The sequence below is a fragment of the Halomonas sp. 328 genome (assembly GCF_015645095.1).
Taxonomy (GTDB): Bacteria; Pseudomonadota; Gammaproteobacteria; order Pseudomonadales; family Halomonadaceae; genus Bisbaumannia.
Genome location: NZ_JADOTW010000006.1, coordinates 42,743 through 58,005, shown reverse-complemented (window position 1 = coordinate 58,005; position 15,263 = coordinate 42,743). Strand labels below are relative to the sequence as shown.

The following is a 15,263-nucleotide window of genomic DNA, read 5'->3' as shown; positions in this document are numbered from 1 at the left end:
GCGGCGCAGTTTCCTGTGTCCAGGATGCGGCGGAATGGTTCGTGTCAGGATGGCGTCGCGGTCCCTGCGACGCGTGGTGCAACTCCCTGTACAGCAGTTCCCTTGGTTCCCTTGCTACACCCATGTTGAGGGTAGGTCATGGGGGGCCTCTCTTCTGTGCGCTGGCGTACATGGCGCCTCACGGGCGGTTGCCTGGGGGCGTGACGTTGTCGCTTCCGTGCGCTAGCGTACATAACAGGTATTTCGATTCCTGCGCGTAGGCGAGAGGGGGCGTGTAGCGAAGTCCGCATAAGTCGGCGTTTGTCTCGTCAATTCAACGGATTATTGGTGCCTGCTGCGGCGGGGCGGGCGCTAGTCTGTCTCGTGACGTGATCCGGGGGAAGTTCGGCAAGGTCACCCGCGGCTGTCTCGTATCGTCAACCATCATCGGACGAGTCCGCTCTCATGCCCCCAGTGGCCGGGAGGGCTTGCTCGATACAGGAGTGTTCGTCATGGCCCTGCAACATGACCCCCGTCAGAATCACCTGCTGGCGGCCCTGTCGAGGGATGAATATCAGCGCCTGGCGCCCCATCTCGAGCGGGTTGAGCTGGCGCTGGGGGATTCGCTGGTCGAGTCGGGAAAGTTGATACGCCATGTCTATTTCCCGACGGATTCCATCGTATCGCTACTGTGCGTCATGGAAGATGGTGATTCGGCAGAAATTGCCGTCGTCGGTGCCGAGGGCATCGTTGGCATCTCGTTGTTCATGGGGGGCGAGACCACGCCGAGCCGTGCCATCGTGCAGAGTGCCGGCAGCGCCTATCGCCTCAAGGGACAGCGGCTGAAGGACGAGTTCGATCGTGCGTCAACGCTTCAGCATCTGTTATTGCGTTACACCCAGGCCCTGATCACCCAGATGGCACAGACGGCGGTATGCAACCGGCATCACAGCCTGGATCAGCAGCTGTGTCGCTGGCTGTTGCTGAGCCTCGACCGCCTGCCCACCAACGAGCTGGTCATGACCCAGGAATTGATCGCCAACATGCTTGGCGTTCGTCGAGAGGGCGTCACCGAGTCGGCCGGCAAGCTGCAGCGGGCCGGCCTGATTTCCTACCATCGCGGGCATATCAGCATCCTGGACAGGCCAGGCCTGGAAGCGCGGGTCTGCGAATGTTACGCGGTCGTCAAGAAGGAGTACGATCGCCTGCTGAGCTACCACCGCCCGGGGTGACGGGGTCGTTTTCCGTGTGGACCGGGCGGCGTCTCGCGCAGGCTGTCCCCTGCGTATGTATCCTGGCGCACCGACGGGATGATGAAGGACGTGCCAGTGTTCGCTTAGCGGCTTACCGGTGATCGCTTGATCACTCACTGCTGGCTGCCGTCGACAACGGAGCCCAGTCATTTCTTGCCATGTGCCGATTGCCGGTTTTCCACCAGGAGCGTGCACATGAAGCCTTCTCCCCCCAGCCCGCTGACCAACCACCTTATCGATCATTTGCCGTGTCAGGACAGGGTATCTTTCCTCGACGGTTGTGAGGCCATCGAGCTGGTGTTCGGTGAGGTGATTGCCGAACCCGGCGGACGAATCTCGCATGTCTATTTTCCTCTCAACAGCTTTATTTCCCTGATTGCCAACCTGAGTGACAGTGAGCGGCTGGAAGTGGCGATGATCGGTAGTGAAGGCCTGTACGGGATGCCCTTGATCCTGGGGATCGAGGAGTCGCCCTGGCGCGCCCTGGTGCAGGGCGCCGGACCGGCACTGCGCATGCCGGCGGCGGTCTTCGGCCGTCACCTGGCGCAGAGCCCCGCGCTTCAGGCGCTGCTGAGGCGCTACCTCTATGTGCTCATGCACCAGCTATCCCGGGTGGCGGTATGTACCCACTTCCATCAGCTCGAGGGCCGTCTGGCGCGCTGGCTGTTGATGACCCAGGATCGGGCGCACTCGGATCGGCTGCATCTCACCCACGAGTTCCTGGCCATGATGCTGGGAGTGCGTCGTGCCGGCATCACCCAGGCCGCCATGGCGCTTCAGGCGCGCCGGTTGATCCGCTATCACCGTGGGGACATCACGGTGCTGGACCGGGCGGGGCTGATCGAGGCCTCTTGTGGTTGCTATGTCACCGATCGACGCCTCTACCACCAGGTCATCACCACAGGGGAGGCACCATGATTCTCAGAGGCTGACCAGCCGTGCATCGATCAGCGGGGTGATTCGTCGGACGCTAGCGCGTCGGTTTTCCTGGCTGGGCCCCTGCGTATCCACTTTCAGATAGCGCTCACCATAGCCCTGGACGATCAGGTTTTCCGGGGGAATGGCGAAGTATTCGATCAGTGCCAGGGCGACGGCTTCTGCTCGCCGGTCGGACAGCCCGAGGTTCATCAGGTCCGAACCCACGGCATCGGTATGGCCTTCGACCAGGAAAATCTCATTCGGGTGCTGTTCGATGATGTTGGCCATGGTGTTGCCGATCAGCCTCAGCGCTTCGGCCTCGGAGGGCTGAATGGCCGACGAGCCGGTCGCGAATTGGATAACGTCGAGATCGATACGCGGCATGATGGCGCGGACTCGGGAGTTTTCGCGTACCTGGCGGAGCGTGAAGACTCGATCGAGCTCCTGTACCGGCGGTGCTAGCAGTGCCTGGCGCAGGATGTCCTCATCGGCACGACGGTAGTCGACCACGTAGCGATCTTCCGGCAGGTCGTAGCGCAGGGGCGGCAGGGACTCCTCGAGGTGGGCGGAAGACACCCAGCTATCGGGCTTGCGCGTTTCGTCGATCAACATGATGGCGGTGTTATCGGGGAGATAGCGAGTGCGCTGGAGGACGAAGCCGCCGGAATCACGAATGGTCACGATCCGACTGCCATCCTCGCGAGTGACGGTGGAGCGGGTGATGCCATCAGCAAACGCTTCGGTCGTCTCGGTTACCCCTGGACGACGCAACAGGAGATTCTCGTCCTTGCGCACATGCAACTCGCCGTCGCGCTCAACGATCATGCGGTCGCCTTGATTCTCGACGACCCGTCCACCGAGTTGGGGAATCAAGGCACCGACGACGGCACCCGCCGCGGCGGCTCCCAGGTATTTCCATATCTGGCTATCGTCATCATCGGCTTCTGACGCCGTCGTGGCCTGGACTTCCTGGTTGCTGGTCCGGGTGGTATCCGAGGTCACGACCGTTTCGGATGTTGTGCTGGCTTCCTGGGTATCGAGGTCGGCGACAGCGGCCAGGGCCTCGGCCTCGGCCTGCTCGATGGCCTCCTGCTCGGCGAGGGCCTCCTGCTCGGCGAGGGCCTCGGCTTCGGCCTGCTCGATGGCCTCCTGTTCGGCGAGGGCCTCGGCTTCGGCCTGCTCGATGGCCTCTTGTTCGGCGAGGGCGTCTGCCTCGGCCTGCTCGAGGGCTTGCTGCTCGGCGAGGGCGTCGGCCTCGGCCTGCTCGATGGCCTCTTGTTCGGCGAGGGCGTCGGCCTCGGCCTGCTCGATGGCCTCTTGTTCGGCGAGGGCGTCGGCCTCGGCCTGCTCGATGGCCTGCTGTTCGGCGAGGGCGTCGGCCTCGGCCTGCTCGAGGGCCTCTTGTTCGGCGAGGGCCTCGGCTTCGGCCTGCTCGAGGGCCTCTTGTTCGGCGAGGGCCTCGGCTTCGGCCTGCTCGAGGGCCTCTTGTTCGGCGAGGGCGTCGGCCTCGGCCTGCTCGAGGGCCTCTTGTTCGGCGAGGGCGTCGGCCTCGGCCTGCTCGATGGCCTCGGCGAGGGCGTCGGCTTCGGCCTGGTCGAGGGCCTCTTGTTCGGCGAGGGCCTCGGCCTCGGCCTGCTCGAGGGCCTCCTGCTCGGCGAGGGCCTCGGCTTCGGCCTGCTCGAGGGCCTCTTGTTCGGCGAGGGCGTCGGCTTCGGCCTGCTCGAGGGCCTCCTGCTCGGCCAGAAGCTCTTCCTCTGTTTTATCAGCAGACTCAGTGAGTTGAGTGAGTGTGATGACCTCTTTGTCAGTAGCCGACGATAGGGTCGTCTGGGCAAAGGCTGGCGTCATCAATGACAGCGAGGCCAAAATGACCGCGGGCTTCCTCAAAAGGCGCATGCGATGTTTCATATCGGTTCTCCTGATTCAGCACTGCCCGGGCATGATTCGGTTATCTGAAATCAACGGTTCCGGCGCGGCTTTCTTCACGATACTGGTGACTGAGGAGCTCCCGGCGAGCTAGGGCAGGTTGAGTGCCAGTACTTCCTCTTCAGTAGCTCCAGCGACATGGATGGCGCCTCAGGATGATGGGGCCTGGGCGACTTCCGGCGTATGGGCCACAACATCGGAGCGTGGTGTTTAGGCATCGGGGCATGATGTGCTCTCCGTGGTTCCAGTTCCGGAGCTAGAATGCCGCTCCCGAGCCATGGGGATGTCACTTCATCTTGGGCCTAAGCAAACGATTTGTCGGTGCGGTAGCGAACACCTGGTCGTCGGCCTGTGACGCAGTCCCGTTGTCTTCTATTTTCCCCATCGCCGCAGCCGTGTTCCGGTGGTGCGGTCGCCTCGGGTCACCGGCTTCGGCGTCCTGCATGCCGTGCGTTAGCGGCGACGCGTCAGCGACGAGTACAGTGCGCCAGCGACAAAGGCGATGCCAATGGACATCAGTGGGTTCTCGCGGACGTAGCAGCTTACGCGATCTAGCACGCTATCGGCCCGCTGGCACCCATGGGTTACCGCCTGACGAACGCGCTCATCGGCGTGGGATGCGTGCTGCCGAGCGGACTCCTCGGCCTTGCCCGCGCGCTCGGCGGCCTTGTCCACGGCCTCATGAACCTTGCCTGCCACCTGATCGTGGTTGCGTGTCCGCTTGCTGTGGTCGCCATGATCGTATCCTCCTTGTCACTGTGTAGACGGGTGGAGATGGCTCGTCAGGTGTGACGATCATCGTCACCAATGGTGTTGCTGAGTACCTGCCCGTCGGGTTCATCGGGCCGTATTTCGGTGCATAGCCGGCTTTTCACGTGCTCTCCGAGGGTGACGAGGAAGGCTGTCAGGGGGACGGCGAGAATCATGCCGACGACCCCATTCAGCGCAGCCCCCCAGAACAGGATCGAGATCACGACCAGGGCCGGGTGCAGACCCGAGCGATCGGCCATGATCTTGGGCGTGAGTAGCACGCTCTCCAGCAGCTGCGTGGCAGCGATGACCGCCAGCACCAGCATGACGAGCTGGGTGCTTCCGTCGGGCTGGAAATAGGCGATGGGTAGTACGGTGACAACGCCGATAATGAAGCCCAGGTAGGGCACGATGTTCATCAGCCCCAGGGCAAGGCCGAAGTAAATCGCGGCCTCGAGCCCGATGACGGTAAAACCGACCGCCATCATGACGCCCATGATCAGTGCGATGGTCAGCTGTCCTCGGAAGAACGCGGTGACGTAATCGATAAAGAGCTGACCCAGGTACATCACTTCGTTCTGCCGCTTCTGTGTAAACAGGAATAGCATGCCCTTGACGTACTCCTTCATGCGGTTGCCGGAGAGCAGCGCGAAGAAGAGGTACAGGGGGACGAAGCCGAGGCCCACCAGGAAGCCGAGGTATGTCATGGTGCGGTCAGCGGCTTCCTCCGCATCCGGGAGCATCGACCGGACCTCCATTTCGGTGATGGCGTCTTCCAGCATCGGCAATGCTATCGGGAACCGGGCCGACAGGCTGGCGTACCCGCGCTCGGCGATCTCCGGCACAGACTGGAAGAACTGGCTGCCCTGATAGATGGCCGTGGGCAGAACCAGCACCATCACCGTGAGAAACAGGCCGAACAGGATCACAAACAGGGAGACCACGGCGCCGAGCCGGTTCATGCGCAAGCGGCGCTGGAACAGGTCCACGACCGGGAACAGGACCAGGGCCAGCACGCCCGCGATGGCCAGGGGGAAGACCAGGGCGTGGAGGATGCCGATGATTTTTCCGAGAACCCAGATGACGAACACGATGGTGCCCACCAGGGTGACGGCGCTGAGGGCGACAATGGTGTAGCGGAGCAGCCGTCGCTCGCCGGGGGCAAAGTCGATGTGCGTTCTTTTCTCGGAGCTCATGGGTTTCCGCTACCCTCTATGGGTCGTCCTGATAGCCCTGAGCGGGCGGGCATGGACGCGAGCTGCCGGCGAGCACGGCAAACGTCTCATCGTGGTGTTCAGCCACCGGGGACGCGGTGTGCCTCCGGTGGCTGTCGGTGGGATCAGTCGCGCTCGTGCTCGGGGGCATTGCGCAGCATCTCCTCGTCCATGTCCACGTAGAACATGGATTCGTCATCTCCCATGGTGTGCTCCAGGTGATCCCAGCCCAGGCTGACGTCCTGTCCGCCGAGCCCGAGGAAGCCACCCGTCTTCACCACGGCGCCAAGGATGCGGCCGTCTTCGCCGATGATCAGGTCCTGGATCTCGCCGATGTCATCGCCTGATTGGCGGTGCCTGACGGTCTTGCCGATGACGTCGGCGGCATAGAGCGCCCCCACGGGGGTGCGGTCCATGAACTGATCGTCGGCCCGCTGCTTATCGGCGCGCTGCTCGCTGACATCCTGCCGCTCGGCTTGCGTTCCGCCGTACTCCTCTGCCAATGCGACCGTACCCAGGGCCAACGCCGGGGCAAGAGTGGCGGAAAGGATCAGCGCGGTTAGTTTCTTCATGGTTTACATCTCCTCTGACAGGTCGGCAGTCTGCCGCACCCTGTTGGGTCGTGAGTGCAGTTCCCGAGTCGGGGAATGCCATTTCAGAGTGGGCAGAAGAAAACGCTCTGTCGGTGCGGTGGCGAACACATGGGCGTTGTCTTGTGATGCGCCTCCCATAAGCCGTCAAGGCGCTCTTGCAGGGGCGCACTTCCGGGGATGTCTGTTCGGAGGCTCGTCGGAAAAATGATGCGGCATATGTTGGGCGCCGCACAGATCATGCCTCGAGCTTCAACTATATAGATATTGGGCGTCTTATCCTGCCTCTATATGAGTGCATGGTGATAGGAATAACCCAGGCGAAACAATCATCTGGAGATCGGGTCATGAACAAGAATCAGGTTAAAGGTCATACCAACGAGGCGAAGGGAAAAGTCAAGGAGACTGCGGGCAAGGTGACCGGCGATAAAGGCATGGAGTACCAGGGTAAGGCGGAGAAGCATGCTGGCAAGGCCGAAGCAAAGTATGGAGATATCAAGAGCGATCTCAGGAAAAACAAGGAGGAAACCAGGAAGGCCAGGGATGAACCATTAAACGACCCAATCGACAAGTAGATGCGGCTACGAAGGTGAGGTGTAGTCCGGGGTCACGTTGCAGAGTGTCGTCACCATTACCGGCGGCAAAGTCTGTCGTATGAAGGATGAACGGCTCGGTAAACTTCAGGACGTGAGGTGGTCGACAATCTACCCTTGGGCTCTGGGTCGGACAGTCGCGAGAATCGCTCGAATGCCGTCTTGGAAGGGGGCGTGCTGGATGGCTTGGCGACCCCGTGTCACTGTCCGGCTTTCACGATGTCGTGAAGCATCGATAGATGGCGGAACAGTTGGCCGCCGTAGGTGGCGGTGCGCCGAGACACCGACGGCATCGATGCCGTCACCTCGGGTGCCCTCGATCCTGCCGGGTAGGTGCCCTCTCAGGCGCGTATGGTGTTTTTCCGGCGGGGGCTGGTCAATACCCCACCTTTCTAGTCTAGAATAGGGATTCGGGTCGACCATGGCGAGAGACGCAAGGGTTGACCCTCTGGCGTATCGTCCTGCGCGGAGCGCGCAAGCACGGTACCTGGTGAAACGCAGGGGGAGCCCCTGCCAGTCACAGTGGTAGACACGATGACGATCATGACTTCCCGGGCCGAGGTGCGTGAGCATCTGGCTCGAGCCTATTGCCCCACGCGGATTCCCGCCGAGGACGAGGCGCGGGTCGAAGAGATCAAGCGCCTGCTGAAAGCCAATAACGCCGTCCTGGTGGCACACTATTACACCGATGATGCCATCCAGCAGCTCGCCGAAGAGACCGGCGGCTGCGTGGCCGACTCCCTGGAGATGGCGCGCTTCGGCGCCCGCCACGAGGCCGATACCCTGGTGGTGGCCGGGGTGCGCTTCATGGGCGAGACCGCCAAGATCCTCTCCCCGGAGAAGCGCGTGCTGATGCCCACCCTGGAGGCCACCTGCTCCCTGGACGTGGGCTGCCCAGCGGATGAGTTCAGCGCCTTCTGCGACCAGCATCCCGACCGCACCGTGGTGGTCTATGCCAACACCTCGGCGGCGGTCAAGGCGCGTGCCGACTGGGTGGTGACCTCCGCCATCGCCGTGGACGTGATCGAACACCTGCACGCCAAGGGCGAGAAGATCCTCTGGGCCCCGGACAAGCACCTGGGGGGCTATATCCAGAAGCAGACCGGCGCCGATATGCTGCTCTGGGACGGTGCCTGCATCGTCCACGAGGAGTTCAAGGCCAAGGGCATCGAGGACCTCAAGGCCCTCTACCCGGAGGCGGCGGTGCTGGTGCACCCGGAGTCGCCGGAGGCGGTGGTGCAGCTAGCCGATGTGGCGGGCTCCACCTCCCAGCTGATCAAGGCCGCGCAAGCGCTGCCCCAGGACAAGCTGATCGTGGCCACCGACCGGGGCATCTTCTTCAAGATGCAGCAGGCGGTGCCGGAGAAGACCCTCTTCGAGGCGCCCACCGCCGGCAAGGGCGCCACCTGCAAGAGCTGCGCCCACTGCCCCTGGATGGCCATGAACGCCCTGGATAACCTGGTCGGCGCCCTGCGCGACGGTGGCGGCGAGATCCATGTCGATGACGCCCTGCGCCACGCCGCCCTCAAGCCCCTGGAGCGGATGCTCAACTTCCAGCGCTAGCGCTCAGCTGGAAGAGCGGCGCTTCGCGCCTGGAAGCCTGAAGCTGGAAGAAAAACCGCCTCCGAGGTCTTGCCTCGGAGGCGGTGTCATTTAGGCAGCTTCCAGCTTTATTGAAACTTCTCCAGCGTTTCCCGGTAGCCGAGAAAGTCGTCGCGGCGCTGCTGGATGCGTGCCGTGGCGCCGGGGTCGCCGGCGATGCCGGCCACTCGCTCGGCGATCTCCAACTGACGAATGGCGCGATCGATCTCGCCGCTGAGCTGCAGGTGTTCGGCCCGGGCCAGGTGGCCCCAGGCCTCGCGACCGCTGCGCCCGGCGGCTTCCGCCAGCAGGGCGAAGGCCTGGGGATCCTCGGGGTACTGCTCGGTGAGCCGGCGCAGGGCGTGATAGGCCTGGTCGGCGTCCTGCTGCAGCAGGGCCTCGGCCTGCAGGCGCTGGGTGGGCAGGTAGTCGGGCATCAGGCGCAGCAGCCGCCGGCTGCGCTCCAGGGCCTCCTCGGTGCGACCCGCGGCGAAGGCCACCTCGGCGGCGCTGGCCGGCAGCAGGGGCAGGTCGGGGAGCTCCCGGGCCAGGGCGTCCAGCTGCGACAGGGCCTCGCTCACCCGGCCCGCCTCGGCGGCGACCAGCGCCTCCAGGTAGCGGCGGGCCTGGGTGTCGCCGCCCTCCAGTCGGGTCAGGGCGCGAGCCGGCTCCTGCCGATGAATGGCCAGCAGGGCCCGGGCGCGGATCATGGCGTAGAGCGGGCCTTCGTCCCGGGGCGTATCGACGCTCAGCTGGCCGGCCCGGGCCTCCACGTCGCTGAGCCGCGATTCGGTGAGGGGGTGGGTCAGCAGGAACTCCGGCGGCATGCCGCCCTGCAGGCTGACCAGGCGGTGCATGGCACGCAGCATGCGCACCATGGCTTGGGGGTCGATGCCGGCCCGGGCCATGGCTTGCAGGCCGATGCGGTCGGCCTCCTGCTCGAAGCGCCGGGAGTAGGCGAGCTGGTCCTGGATAAAGGCCGCCTGGGAGCCCATGGCCACGCCCATGCCGGCATCGCCGCCACCGCTGGCGGCGATCAGCATGCCGGCGAGGAAGGCGGCCATGGCCGGCACCTGGGTCTGCTCGGCCCGCTCCATGCGCCGTGCATGGTGGCGCTGGGAGAGGTGGCCCAGCTCGTGGGCGATCACCGAGGCGAAGGCATCGCCATCCTCGGCGAAGGCGAAGAGGCCGGCATTGACGCCGATCACGCCACCGGGCACGGCGAAGGCGTTGAGCTGGTGGCTATCCACCAGGACCACCAGGGTACGAGTGTCGGGCAGGTCGCTATGGGGAGCCAGGCGAGCCAGCTGGCGCTCGACATAGGCCTGGGCGTGGGCATCGTGCCAGAGCGGCGCCCGGGCCCGGAACTGGCGCAGCCAGGCACGCCCCAGGCGATGCTCCTCGCCCAATGACAGGCTGGCATGGGCCCCGCCCAGGCTGGGCAGGCCGGCGTCGCTGGCCTGGGTCTGGGCGGTGGCGCCGCTGCCCAGCAGCAGGCTGGTAGCGAGAAGCAGGGGGGCGAGGGTGCGTGGCATGGCGAATCCCGAACGGCGTTTGGAGTGGCAGGGGCCTTGTTCTGACATTGCTTCCTCCGGCAAAGTGCCTTTAAATCCTTGGGGCCCTGCCCCTGCCTGTCTTTATCCAATGTTCCGGGAGAACCCATGGCGCTGCAACCCGATGATCTTCTCGATGCCTGTGGCCTGCCTTGCCCCCTGCCATTGCTCAAGGCCAAGCAGGCGCTATCCCGTCTGCAGCCCGGCCAGTTGCTGGAGGTGCGAGCCACCGACGCCGGTTCCTGGGCCGACTTCGAGACCTTCGTGGCCCATAGCGGGCATAGCATGCCGGCGCGGGAGGAGCGCGACGGCGTCTACTATTACTGGCTGCGTAAGGCCGACGGAGTGACTGCCTCATGACCCTCAGGTCCGTCTTCAAGGGCTGGATGGAGCGTTACTTCTCCGACGAGGAGGCGGTGATTCTGCTGGTGGTGCTGGTGCTCGGCTTCGCCGCGGTGATCTGGCTGGGCAAGATGCTGGCGCCCTTCTTCACCTCTCTGGTGATCGCCTTCCTCTTGCAGGGAGCGGTGAACTGGCTGGAGCGTCGTGGGGCCCCGCATCTGCTGGCGGTGAGCGTGGTCTTCCTGGGCTTTATCGGCCTGTTGCTGGCCCTGGCCCTGATCCTGATGCCGCTGATCTGGAACCAGTTGGTGGGCCTGGTGCAGGAGGCGCCACGCATGTTCGCCAGCGGCCAGTTGCTGCTGGATGACCTTCAGGAGCGTTACCCGCAGCTGATCACCCCGGACCAGATCCAGAACTGGATCGCCGTGGCCGGGCGCGAGATGACCCAGTTCGGACAGCGAGCCCTGACCCTGTCGCTGGCGTCGCTGGGCAATGTCCTGTCGCTGATCATCTACCTGGTGCTGGTGCCGATCCTGGTCTTCTTCCTGCTCAAGGATCGCCAGCGGCTGGTGGACTTCAGCCTCTCGCTGCTGCCCCAGAAGCGCACGCTGATGACGCGCATCTGGAACGAGATGGACGATCAGATCGCCAACTATGTGCGTGGCAAGTTCATCGAGATCATCATCGTCGGCACCGTCTCCTTCCTCACCTTCGCCTTCTTCGGCCTGCCCTATTCGGCCCTGCTGGCGGTGCTGGTGGGCTTCTCGGTGCTGGTGCCCTATATCGGTGCCGCCGTGGCGACCCTGCCGGTGGCGGCGGTGGCCGGCTTCCATTTCGGCATGACCAGCGAATTTGCCTATGTGCTGATCGCCTATGGGGTGATCCAGGCCCTGGATGGCAATGTGCTGGTGCCGATTCTCTTCTCCGAGGCGGTCAACCTGCACCCGGTGTCGATCATCGTGGCGGTGCTCTTCTTCGGTGGCATCTGGGGCTTCTGGGGGATCTTCTTCGCCATTCCCCTGGCGACCCTGCTCAAGGCCCTCGTGCAGGCCTGGCCACGCAGCATTCGTCAGCGGGATGCTTCGTCCCAGGCGGTGGAGGAGTCGCTGGAGAAGTGATGGCGCCGCCGCCCGCGGCGGCGCCTTGGGACTGGCTCAGTCGCCGGCGTGCAGGCCCTGGGCCGCCTCCAGCACCTCCTGGGCATGGCCGGCCACCTTGACCTTGCGCCACTCCCGGGCCAGCTTGCCGTCGGCATCGATCAGGAAGGTGCTGCGCTCTATCCCCAGGTGCTCCTTGCCGTAGAGCTTCTTCAGCTTGATGACATCGAAGAGCCGGCACACCGCCTCGTCCTTGTCGGAGATCAGTTCGAAGTTGAAGGCCTGCTTGGCCTTGAAGTTCTCCTGGGCGCGGATGCCGTCCCGGGAGACGCCGAGGATCACCGTGTTGGCGGCCTCGAATGCCGCCTTGCGGTCACGGAAGTCGCCGCCTTCGGTGGTGCAGCCCGGGGTGCTGGCCTTGGGATAGAAGTAGATCACCACCTGCTTGCCCCTGAGGTCGGCGAGATTGACGGTGGTGTCGCCGGTGGCCTGGGCGGTGAAGTCGGGAACCGGTTGATCGATGCTGACGCTCATGTGACGAGACTCCTGAGTCGGTGAAATCCATGCGAAGGCCTCGATTACACGCAAGGCGGTCGGCGCTGTAAAGGGCCAATCCCGTGGAAGCCCGCCTTCGGTTCTGTACAGACTTTCGTCGCCTGAGTACCATCTAGGCCTATTGGGCGCCCTGCGCCAAGCCGGGTCGTGCCGCCGCGTTGCGGCCAGGGGCCGAGGCGGTTGTCGATTTGAGAGGAAAGATCATGATCACAGGCAGTATCGTCGCCCTGGCGACGCCCATGAAGGTGGATGGCGAGATCGACTGGGAGGCGCTGCGTCGCCTGGTCAATTTCCACCTGGAGAATGGTACCGACGGCATCGTCGCCGCCGGCACCACCGGCGAGCCCACCACCATGTCCTTCGCCGAGCACTTCGACGTGATTCGCACCGTGGTGGAGGAGGTCAATGGCCGCATCCCGGTGATCGCCGGGACCGGGGCCAATGCCACCTCCGAGGCGGTGGAGCTGGCTCGCTACGCCAGCGAGGTCGGCGCCGACTACTGCCTGTCGGTCTGCCCCTACTACAACAAGCCCACCCAGGAAGGGCTCTATCGCCACTTCAAGGCGGTGGCCGAGGGCAGCCAACTGCCGGTGATCCTCTACAACGTGCCGGGGCGGACCTGTTCCGATCTCTATAACGAGACGGTGCTGCGCCTGGCCGAGGTGGACAATATCGTCGGCCTCAAGGATGCCACCGGCAACCTGGAGCGCGCCCAGGAGCTGATCAGCCGCCTCAAGGGCAGCGACTTCATGCTCTACTCCGGCGACGACGGCACCGCCTGTGACTACATGCTGATGGGCGGCCACGGCGATATCTCGGTGACCGCCAATGTGGCACCCCGGGCCATGCACGACCTCTGTGTCACCGCCATGGCCGGCGATGCCGAGCGGGCCCACCAGATCAACACCCGACTGATGCCGCTGCATACCGTGCTGGGCGTCGAGTCCAACCCGATCCCGGTCAAGTGGGCCCTGCACCGCATGGGCCTGGCCGAGGCCGGTATCCGTCTGCCCCTGACCTGGCTCTCCGAGAAGTACCACTCCACGGTGAGCGAGGCCCTGCAACTGGCGGGCCTGATCGAATCCTGAACCCGGGCGACACCGGCAAGACAACTCAAGGTGGATGCATGAACCCTGCGCTGAAATGGACCCCGCTGGTCGTGGCTCTGGCCCTGGCGACCGCCGGTTGCGCCCGCGATGGTTACTATCACGATCGCAATATCGACTATGCCGAGGCGGAGATCGCCGAGCCGCTGCGCCTGCCGGGTGGCCTAGATACCCATGCCGGCGCCATGCCCGTGCCTCAGGGGCGCATCGCCGCCACGACGGAGGCGGCCCCCCGCCCGGTGCCGGGTAGCGCGGTGCGTCGCACCCCCGAGGCCTTCGTCGAGTCCCGCGAACGCGGCGACAGTCGCTGGCTGGTGGTCGCCGCGGCGCCGGCGGCGGTGTGGTCGATGCTGGAGGAGTTCGTCGAGCGCCAGGGCCTGACCGTCACCGGTCGTGACGCCCGCCAGGGGGCGATCGACACCCCCCAGGCACGCTTCTCGGTGCAGGGGGCCCTGCGCGGCGGTGCCAGCGAGGTGCGTTGCGAGGTCGCCGGTGGGAATCATGCCGCCTGCCTGAGCGCCCTGAGCGGCTATTTCGAGATGCAGGGACAGAGTGCCAGCGCCTCGGCCCTGGCCACCCGTGCCGAGGCCGCGGCGCCGACCCTGGCGGTGGAGCCCGCCGGCGAGGGTTGGGCACTGAGCGTGCCGGCGGAGGCCGAGCGGGTCTGGGGCGAGCTGAGCCACCTGCTCGAGGCCAATTTCGACGAAGAGAACCGCCAGCTATTGCTGGAGCGCGACCCCAATGGTCGTGCCTTCCTGGTCGACTACATGACCGAGAGCGAGCGGGGCCGCGGCTTCGTGGCCATCGTGCTGAGCCCGGACGTGCGCCAGATGAGCCAGGAGATCCGCCTGGTGGTGGAGGAGGCTGGTCCCGGGCAGAGCCGGGTGCGGGCCATCAACGCCAGCGAGCGGCGCTTCACCGGTGACGATCAGCGCGAGCTGCTGGAGCGCCTCGCCGACCTGCTGCGCTGATGGACGAGGCGAGCCTTCCCGAGGCGGGGCGCTTGAGCTTCGCCTCCCTGGGTAGCGGCAGCAAGGGCAATGCCACCCTGGTCAGCGACGGCGAGACGCGGCTGCTGATCGACTGCGGCTTTACCATGCGCGAGGCCGAGCGGCGCTTGGCCGTCCTGGGGCTACACCCCGGGCAGCTCGACGCCATCCTGGTCACCCACGAGCATGGCGATCATATCGGTGGCGTCGGGCCCCTGGCCCGGCGCCACGATATTCCGGTCTACCTGACCCCGGGCACCTGGCGTGCCGGCCGCCTGGGGCGGGTGCCGCGTCACCACTGGATCACCCCTCAGGCGCGCTTCGCCATCAAGGGCCTGGAAATCGAGCCGGTGACCGTACCCCATGACGCCCGAGAACCGGTACAATTCTGCCTCTCGGGGGCCGGTCGCCGGCTCGGGGTGCTCACCGACCTGGGCCACCCCAGTGCTCATGTGGTGGAGGCCTTTCGCGGTTGCGATGCGCTGATCCTGGAGTGCAACCACGATCGCCGGCTGCTCGCCGAGGGGCCCTATCCGCCGCGGCTCAAGCGCCGCGTCGGTGGCGACTGGGGGCACCTGGCCAATGTCCAGGCGGCCCGATTGCTCCAGGGGCTGGGGCTGGATCGCCTGCAGCGCATTATCTGCTCCCACTTGTCGGAGCATAACAACCGCCCCGAGCTGGCCCTGGCGGCCCTGGTGCCACTGCTCGACGGTGACGACTCCCGGCTGAAGGTGGCCGCCCAGGACGAGGGCCTGGGCTGGCAGACCATCGCCTGATCCTTAATTACCGCTGCCGATGCCGGTCAGCACCCATCCGT

At 65.0% G+C, this 15,263-nt stretch carries 15 protein-coding genes; 10 read left to right on the top strand and 5 right to left on the bottom strand.

Annotation, left to right across the window (positions count from 1 at the left end):
• Positions 1 to 491 precede the first annotated feature (491 nt).
• Positions 492 to 1,211: a Crp/Fnr family transcriptional regulator gene (locus IHD13_RS04100; RefSeq protein WP_195859765.1), complete on the top strand. Its 720-nt coding sequence runs from the start codon at positions 492 to 494 to the stop codon at positions 1,209 to 1,211.
• A gap of 216 nt (positions 1,212 to 1,427) precedes the next feature.
• Positions 1,428 to 2,150, top strand: a complete 723-nt coding sequence (locus IHD13_RS04095) for a Crp/Fnr family transcriptional regulator (protein WP_195859764.1) — start codon at positions 1,428 to 1,430, stop codon at positions 2,148 to 2,150.
• A 3-nt stretch (positions 2,151 to 2,153) separates the two neighbouring features.
• Here IHD13_RS04095 and IHD13_RS04090 read toward each other — a convergent pair whose 3' ends face one another.
• Positions 2,154 to 4,058, bottom strand: a complete 1,905-nt coding sequence (locus tag IHD13_RS04090) for an OmpA family protein (protein ID WP_195859763.1) — start codon at positions 4,056 to 4,058, stop codon at positions 2,154 to 2,156.
• A gap of 597 nt (positions 4,059 to 4,655) precedes the next feature.
• Here IHD13_RS04090 and IHD13_RS04085 point away from each other — a divergent pair.
• Positions 4,656 to 4,868, top strand: a complete 213-nt coding sequence (locus tag IHD13_RS04085; RefSeq protein ID WP_195859762.1) for a hypothetical protein — start codon at positions 4,656 to 4,658, stop codon at positions 4,866 to 4,868.
• On the opposite strand, the gene IHD13_RS04080 is transcribed toward IHD13_RS04085, so the two are convergent.
• Both IHD13_RS04080 and IHD13_RS04075 read right to left on the bottom strand, forming a co-directional pair.
• Positions 4,859 to 6,022, bottom strand: coding sequence for an AI-2E family transporter (locus tag IHD13_RS04080; protein ID WP_195859761.1), 1,164 nt, complete (start codon positions 6,020 to 6,022; stop codon positions 4,859 to 4,861). The genes IHD13_RS04085 and IHD13_RS04080 overlap by 10 nt on opposite strands.
• Positions 6,023 to 6,165: 143 nt before the next feature.
• Positions 6,166 to 6,612: a PRC-barrel domain-containing protein gene (locus IHD13_RS04075; protein ID WP_195859760.1), complete on the bottom strand. Its 447-nt coding sequence runs from the start codon at positions 6,610 to 6,612 to the stop codon at positions 6,166 to 6,168.
• Positions 6,613 to 6,977: 365 nt separating this feature from the next.
• On the opposite strand from IHD13_RS04075, the gene IHD13_RS04070 reads away from it, so the two are divergent.
• Entirely contained in the window at positions 6,978 to 7,205 is a 228-nt protein-coding gene (locus IHD13_RS04070; RefSeq protein ID WP_195859759.1) for a CsbD family protein, read from the top strand.
• A 552-nt stretch (positions 7,206 to 7,757) separates the two neighbouring features.
• Positions 7,758 to 8,786, top strand: coding sequence for a quinolinate synthase NadA (gene nadA, locus IHD13_RS04065; protein ID WP_195859758.1), 1,029 nt, complete (start codon positions 7,758 to 7,760; stop codon positions 8,784 to 8,786).
• 107 nt (positions 8,787 to 8,893) lie between these two features.
• Here the strand turns inward: nadA and IHD13_RS04060 are convergent, their stop codons facing one another.
• The gene (locus IHD13_RS04060) at positions 8,894 to 10,339 is read right to left on the bottom strand and encodes a M48 family metalloprotease (RefSeq protein WP_195859757.1); all 1,446 of its coding nucleotides are present in this window, start codon (positions 10,337 to 10,339) and stop codon (positions 8,894 to 8,896) included.
• Positions 10,340 to 10,465: 126 nt separating this feature from the next.
• Between IHD13_RS04060 and IHD13_RS04055 the strand changes: the two genes are divergently transcribed.
• Both IHD13_RS04055 and IHD13_RS04050 read left to right on the top strand, forming a co-directional pair.
• Positions 10,466 to 10,717: a sulfurtransferase TusA family protein gene (locus tag IHD13_RS04055; RefSeq protein WP_195859756.1), complete on the top strand. Its 252-nt coding sequence runs from the start codon at positions 10,466 to 10,468 to the stop codon at positions 10,715 to 10,717.
• Entirely contained in the window at positions 10,714 to 11,817 is a 1,104-nt protein-coding gene (locus IHD13_RS04050) for an AI-2E family transporter (RefSeq protein ID WP_195859755.1), read from the top strand. The genes IHD13_RS04055 and IHD13_RS04050 overlap by 4 nt, the downstream gene beginning before the upstream one ends.
• 36 nt (positions 11,818 to 11,853) lie before the next feature.
• Here the strand turns inward: IHD13_RS04050 and IHD13_RS04045 are convergent, their stop codons facing one another.
• Positions 11,854 to 12,330 carry a peroxiredoxin gene (locus IHD13_RS04045; RefSeq protein WP_195859754.1) on the bottom strand — a complete coding sequence of 159 codons (477 nt, stop codon included), beginning with the start codon at positions 12,328 to 12,330 and terminating at the stop codon, positions 11,854 to 11,856.
• Between the two features lie 224 nt (positions 12,331 to 12,554).
• On the opposite strand from IHD13_RS04045, the gene dapA reads away from it, so the two are divergent.
• The 3 genes from dapA to IHD13_RS04030 are packed head-to-tail and all read left to right on the top strand — an operon-like array spanning position 12,555 to position 15,222.
• The gene (dapA, locus tag IHD13_RS04040) at positions 12,555 to 13,439 is read left to right on the top strand and encodes a 4-hydroxy-tetrahydrodipicolinate synthase (protein ID WP_195859753.1); all 885 of its coding nucleotides are present in this window, start codon (positions 12,555 to 12,557) and stop codon (positions 13,437 to 13,439) included.
• Positions 13,440 to 13,477: 38 nt separating this feature from the next.
• Positions 13,478 to 14,428: a lipoprotein, NlpB gene (locus IHD13_RS04035; protein WP_195859752.1), complete on the top strand. Its 951-nt coding sequence runs from the start codon at positions 13,478 to 13,480 to the stop codon at positions 14,426 to 14,428.
• The gene (locus IHD13_RS04030) at positions 14,428 to 15,222 is read left to right on the top strand and encodes an MBL fold metallo-hydrolase (RefSeq protein WP_195859751.1); all 795 of its coding nucleotides are present in this window, start codon (positions 14,428 to 14,430) and stop codon (positions 15,220 to 15,222) included. The genes IHD13_RS04035 and IHD13_RS04030 overlap by 1 nt, the downstream gene beginning before the upstream one ends.
• Positions 15,223 to 15,263: the final 41 nt, after the last annotated feature.

Excerpts from the sequence above, each read along its gene's own strand:
- IHD13_RS04070 (WP_195859759.1), top strand. The coding sequence starts at position 6,978 with ATGAACAAGAATCAGGTTAAAGGTCATACCAACGAGGCGAAGGGAAAA.
- IHD13_RS04095 (WP_195859764.1), top strand. The coding sequence starts at position 1,428 with ATGAAGCCTTCTCCCCCCAGCCCGCTGACCAACCACCTTATCGATCAT.
- IHD13_RS04055 (WP_195859756.1), top strand. The coding sequence starts at position 10,466 with ATGGCGCTGCAACCCGATGATCTTCTCGATGCCTGTGGCCTGCCTTGC.
- IHD13_RS04075 (WP_195859760.1), bottom strand. The coding sequence starts at position 6,612 with ATGAAGAAACTAACCGCGCTGATCCTTTCCGCCACTCTTGCCCCGGCG.
- dapA (WP_195859753.1), top strand. The coding sequence starts at position 12,555 with ATGATCACAGGCAGTATCGTCGCCCTGGCGACGCCCATGAAGGTGGAT.
- IHD13_RS04030 (WP_195859751.1), top strand. The coding sequence starts at position 14,428 with ATGGACGAGGCGAGCCTTCCCGAGGCGGGGCGCTTGAGCTTCGCCTCC.
- IHD13_RS04080 (WP_195859761.1), bottom strand. The coding sequence starts at position 6,022 with ATGAGCTCCGAGAAAAGAACGCACATCGACTTTGCCCCCGGCGAGCGA.
- IHD13_RS04090 (WP_195859763.1), bottom strand. The coding sequence starts at position 4,058 with ATGAAACATCGCATGCGCCTTTTGAGGAAGCCCGCGGTCATTTTGGCC.
- IHD13_RS04035 (WP_195859752.1), top strand. The coding sequence starts at position 13,478 with ATGAACCCTGCGCTGAAATGGACCCCGCTGGTCGTGGCTCTGGCCCTG.
- IHD13_RS04100 (WP_195859765.1), top strand. The coding sequence starts at position 492 with ATGGCCCTGCAACATGACCCCCGTCAGAATCACCTGCTGGCGGCCCTG.
- nadA (WP_195859758.1), top strand. The coding sequence starts at position 7,758 with ATGACGATCATGACTTCCCGGGCCGAGGTGCGTGAGCATCTGGCTCGA.
- IHD13_RS04045 (WP_195859754.1), bottom strand. The coding sequence starts at position 12,330 with ATGAGCGTCAGCATCGATCAACCGGTTCCCGACTTCACCGCCCAGGCC.
- IHD13_RS04085 (WP_195859762.1), top strand. The coding sequence starts at position 4,656 with ATGGGTTACCGCCTGACGAACGCGCTCATCGGCGTGGGATGCGTGCTG.
- IHD13_RS04050 (WP_195859755.1), top strand. The coding sequence starts at position 10,714 with ATGACCCTCAGGTCCGTCTTCAAGGGCTGGATGGAGCGTTACTTCTCC.
- IHD13_RS04060 (WP_195859757.1), bottom strand. The coding sequence starts at position 10,339 with ATGCCACGCACCCTCGCCCCCCTGCTTCTCGCTACCAGCCTGCTGCTG.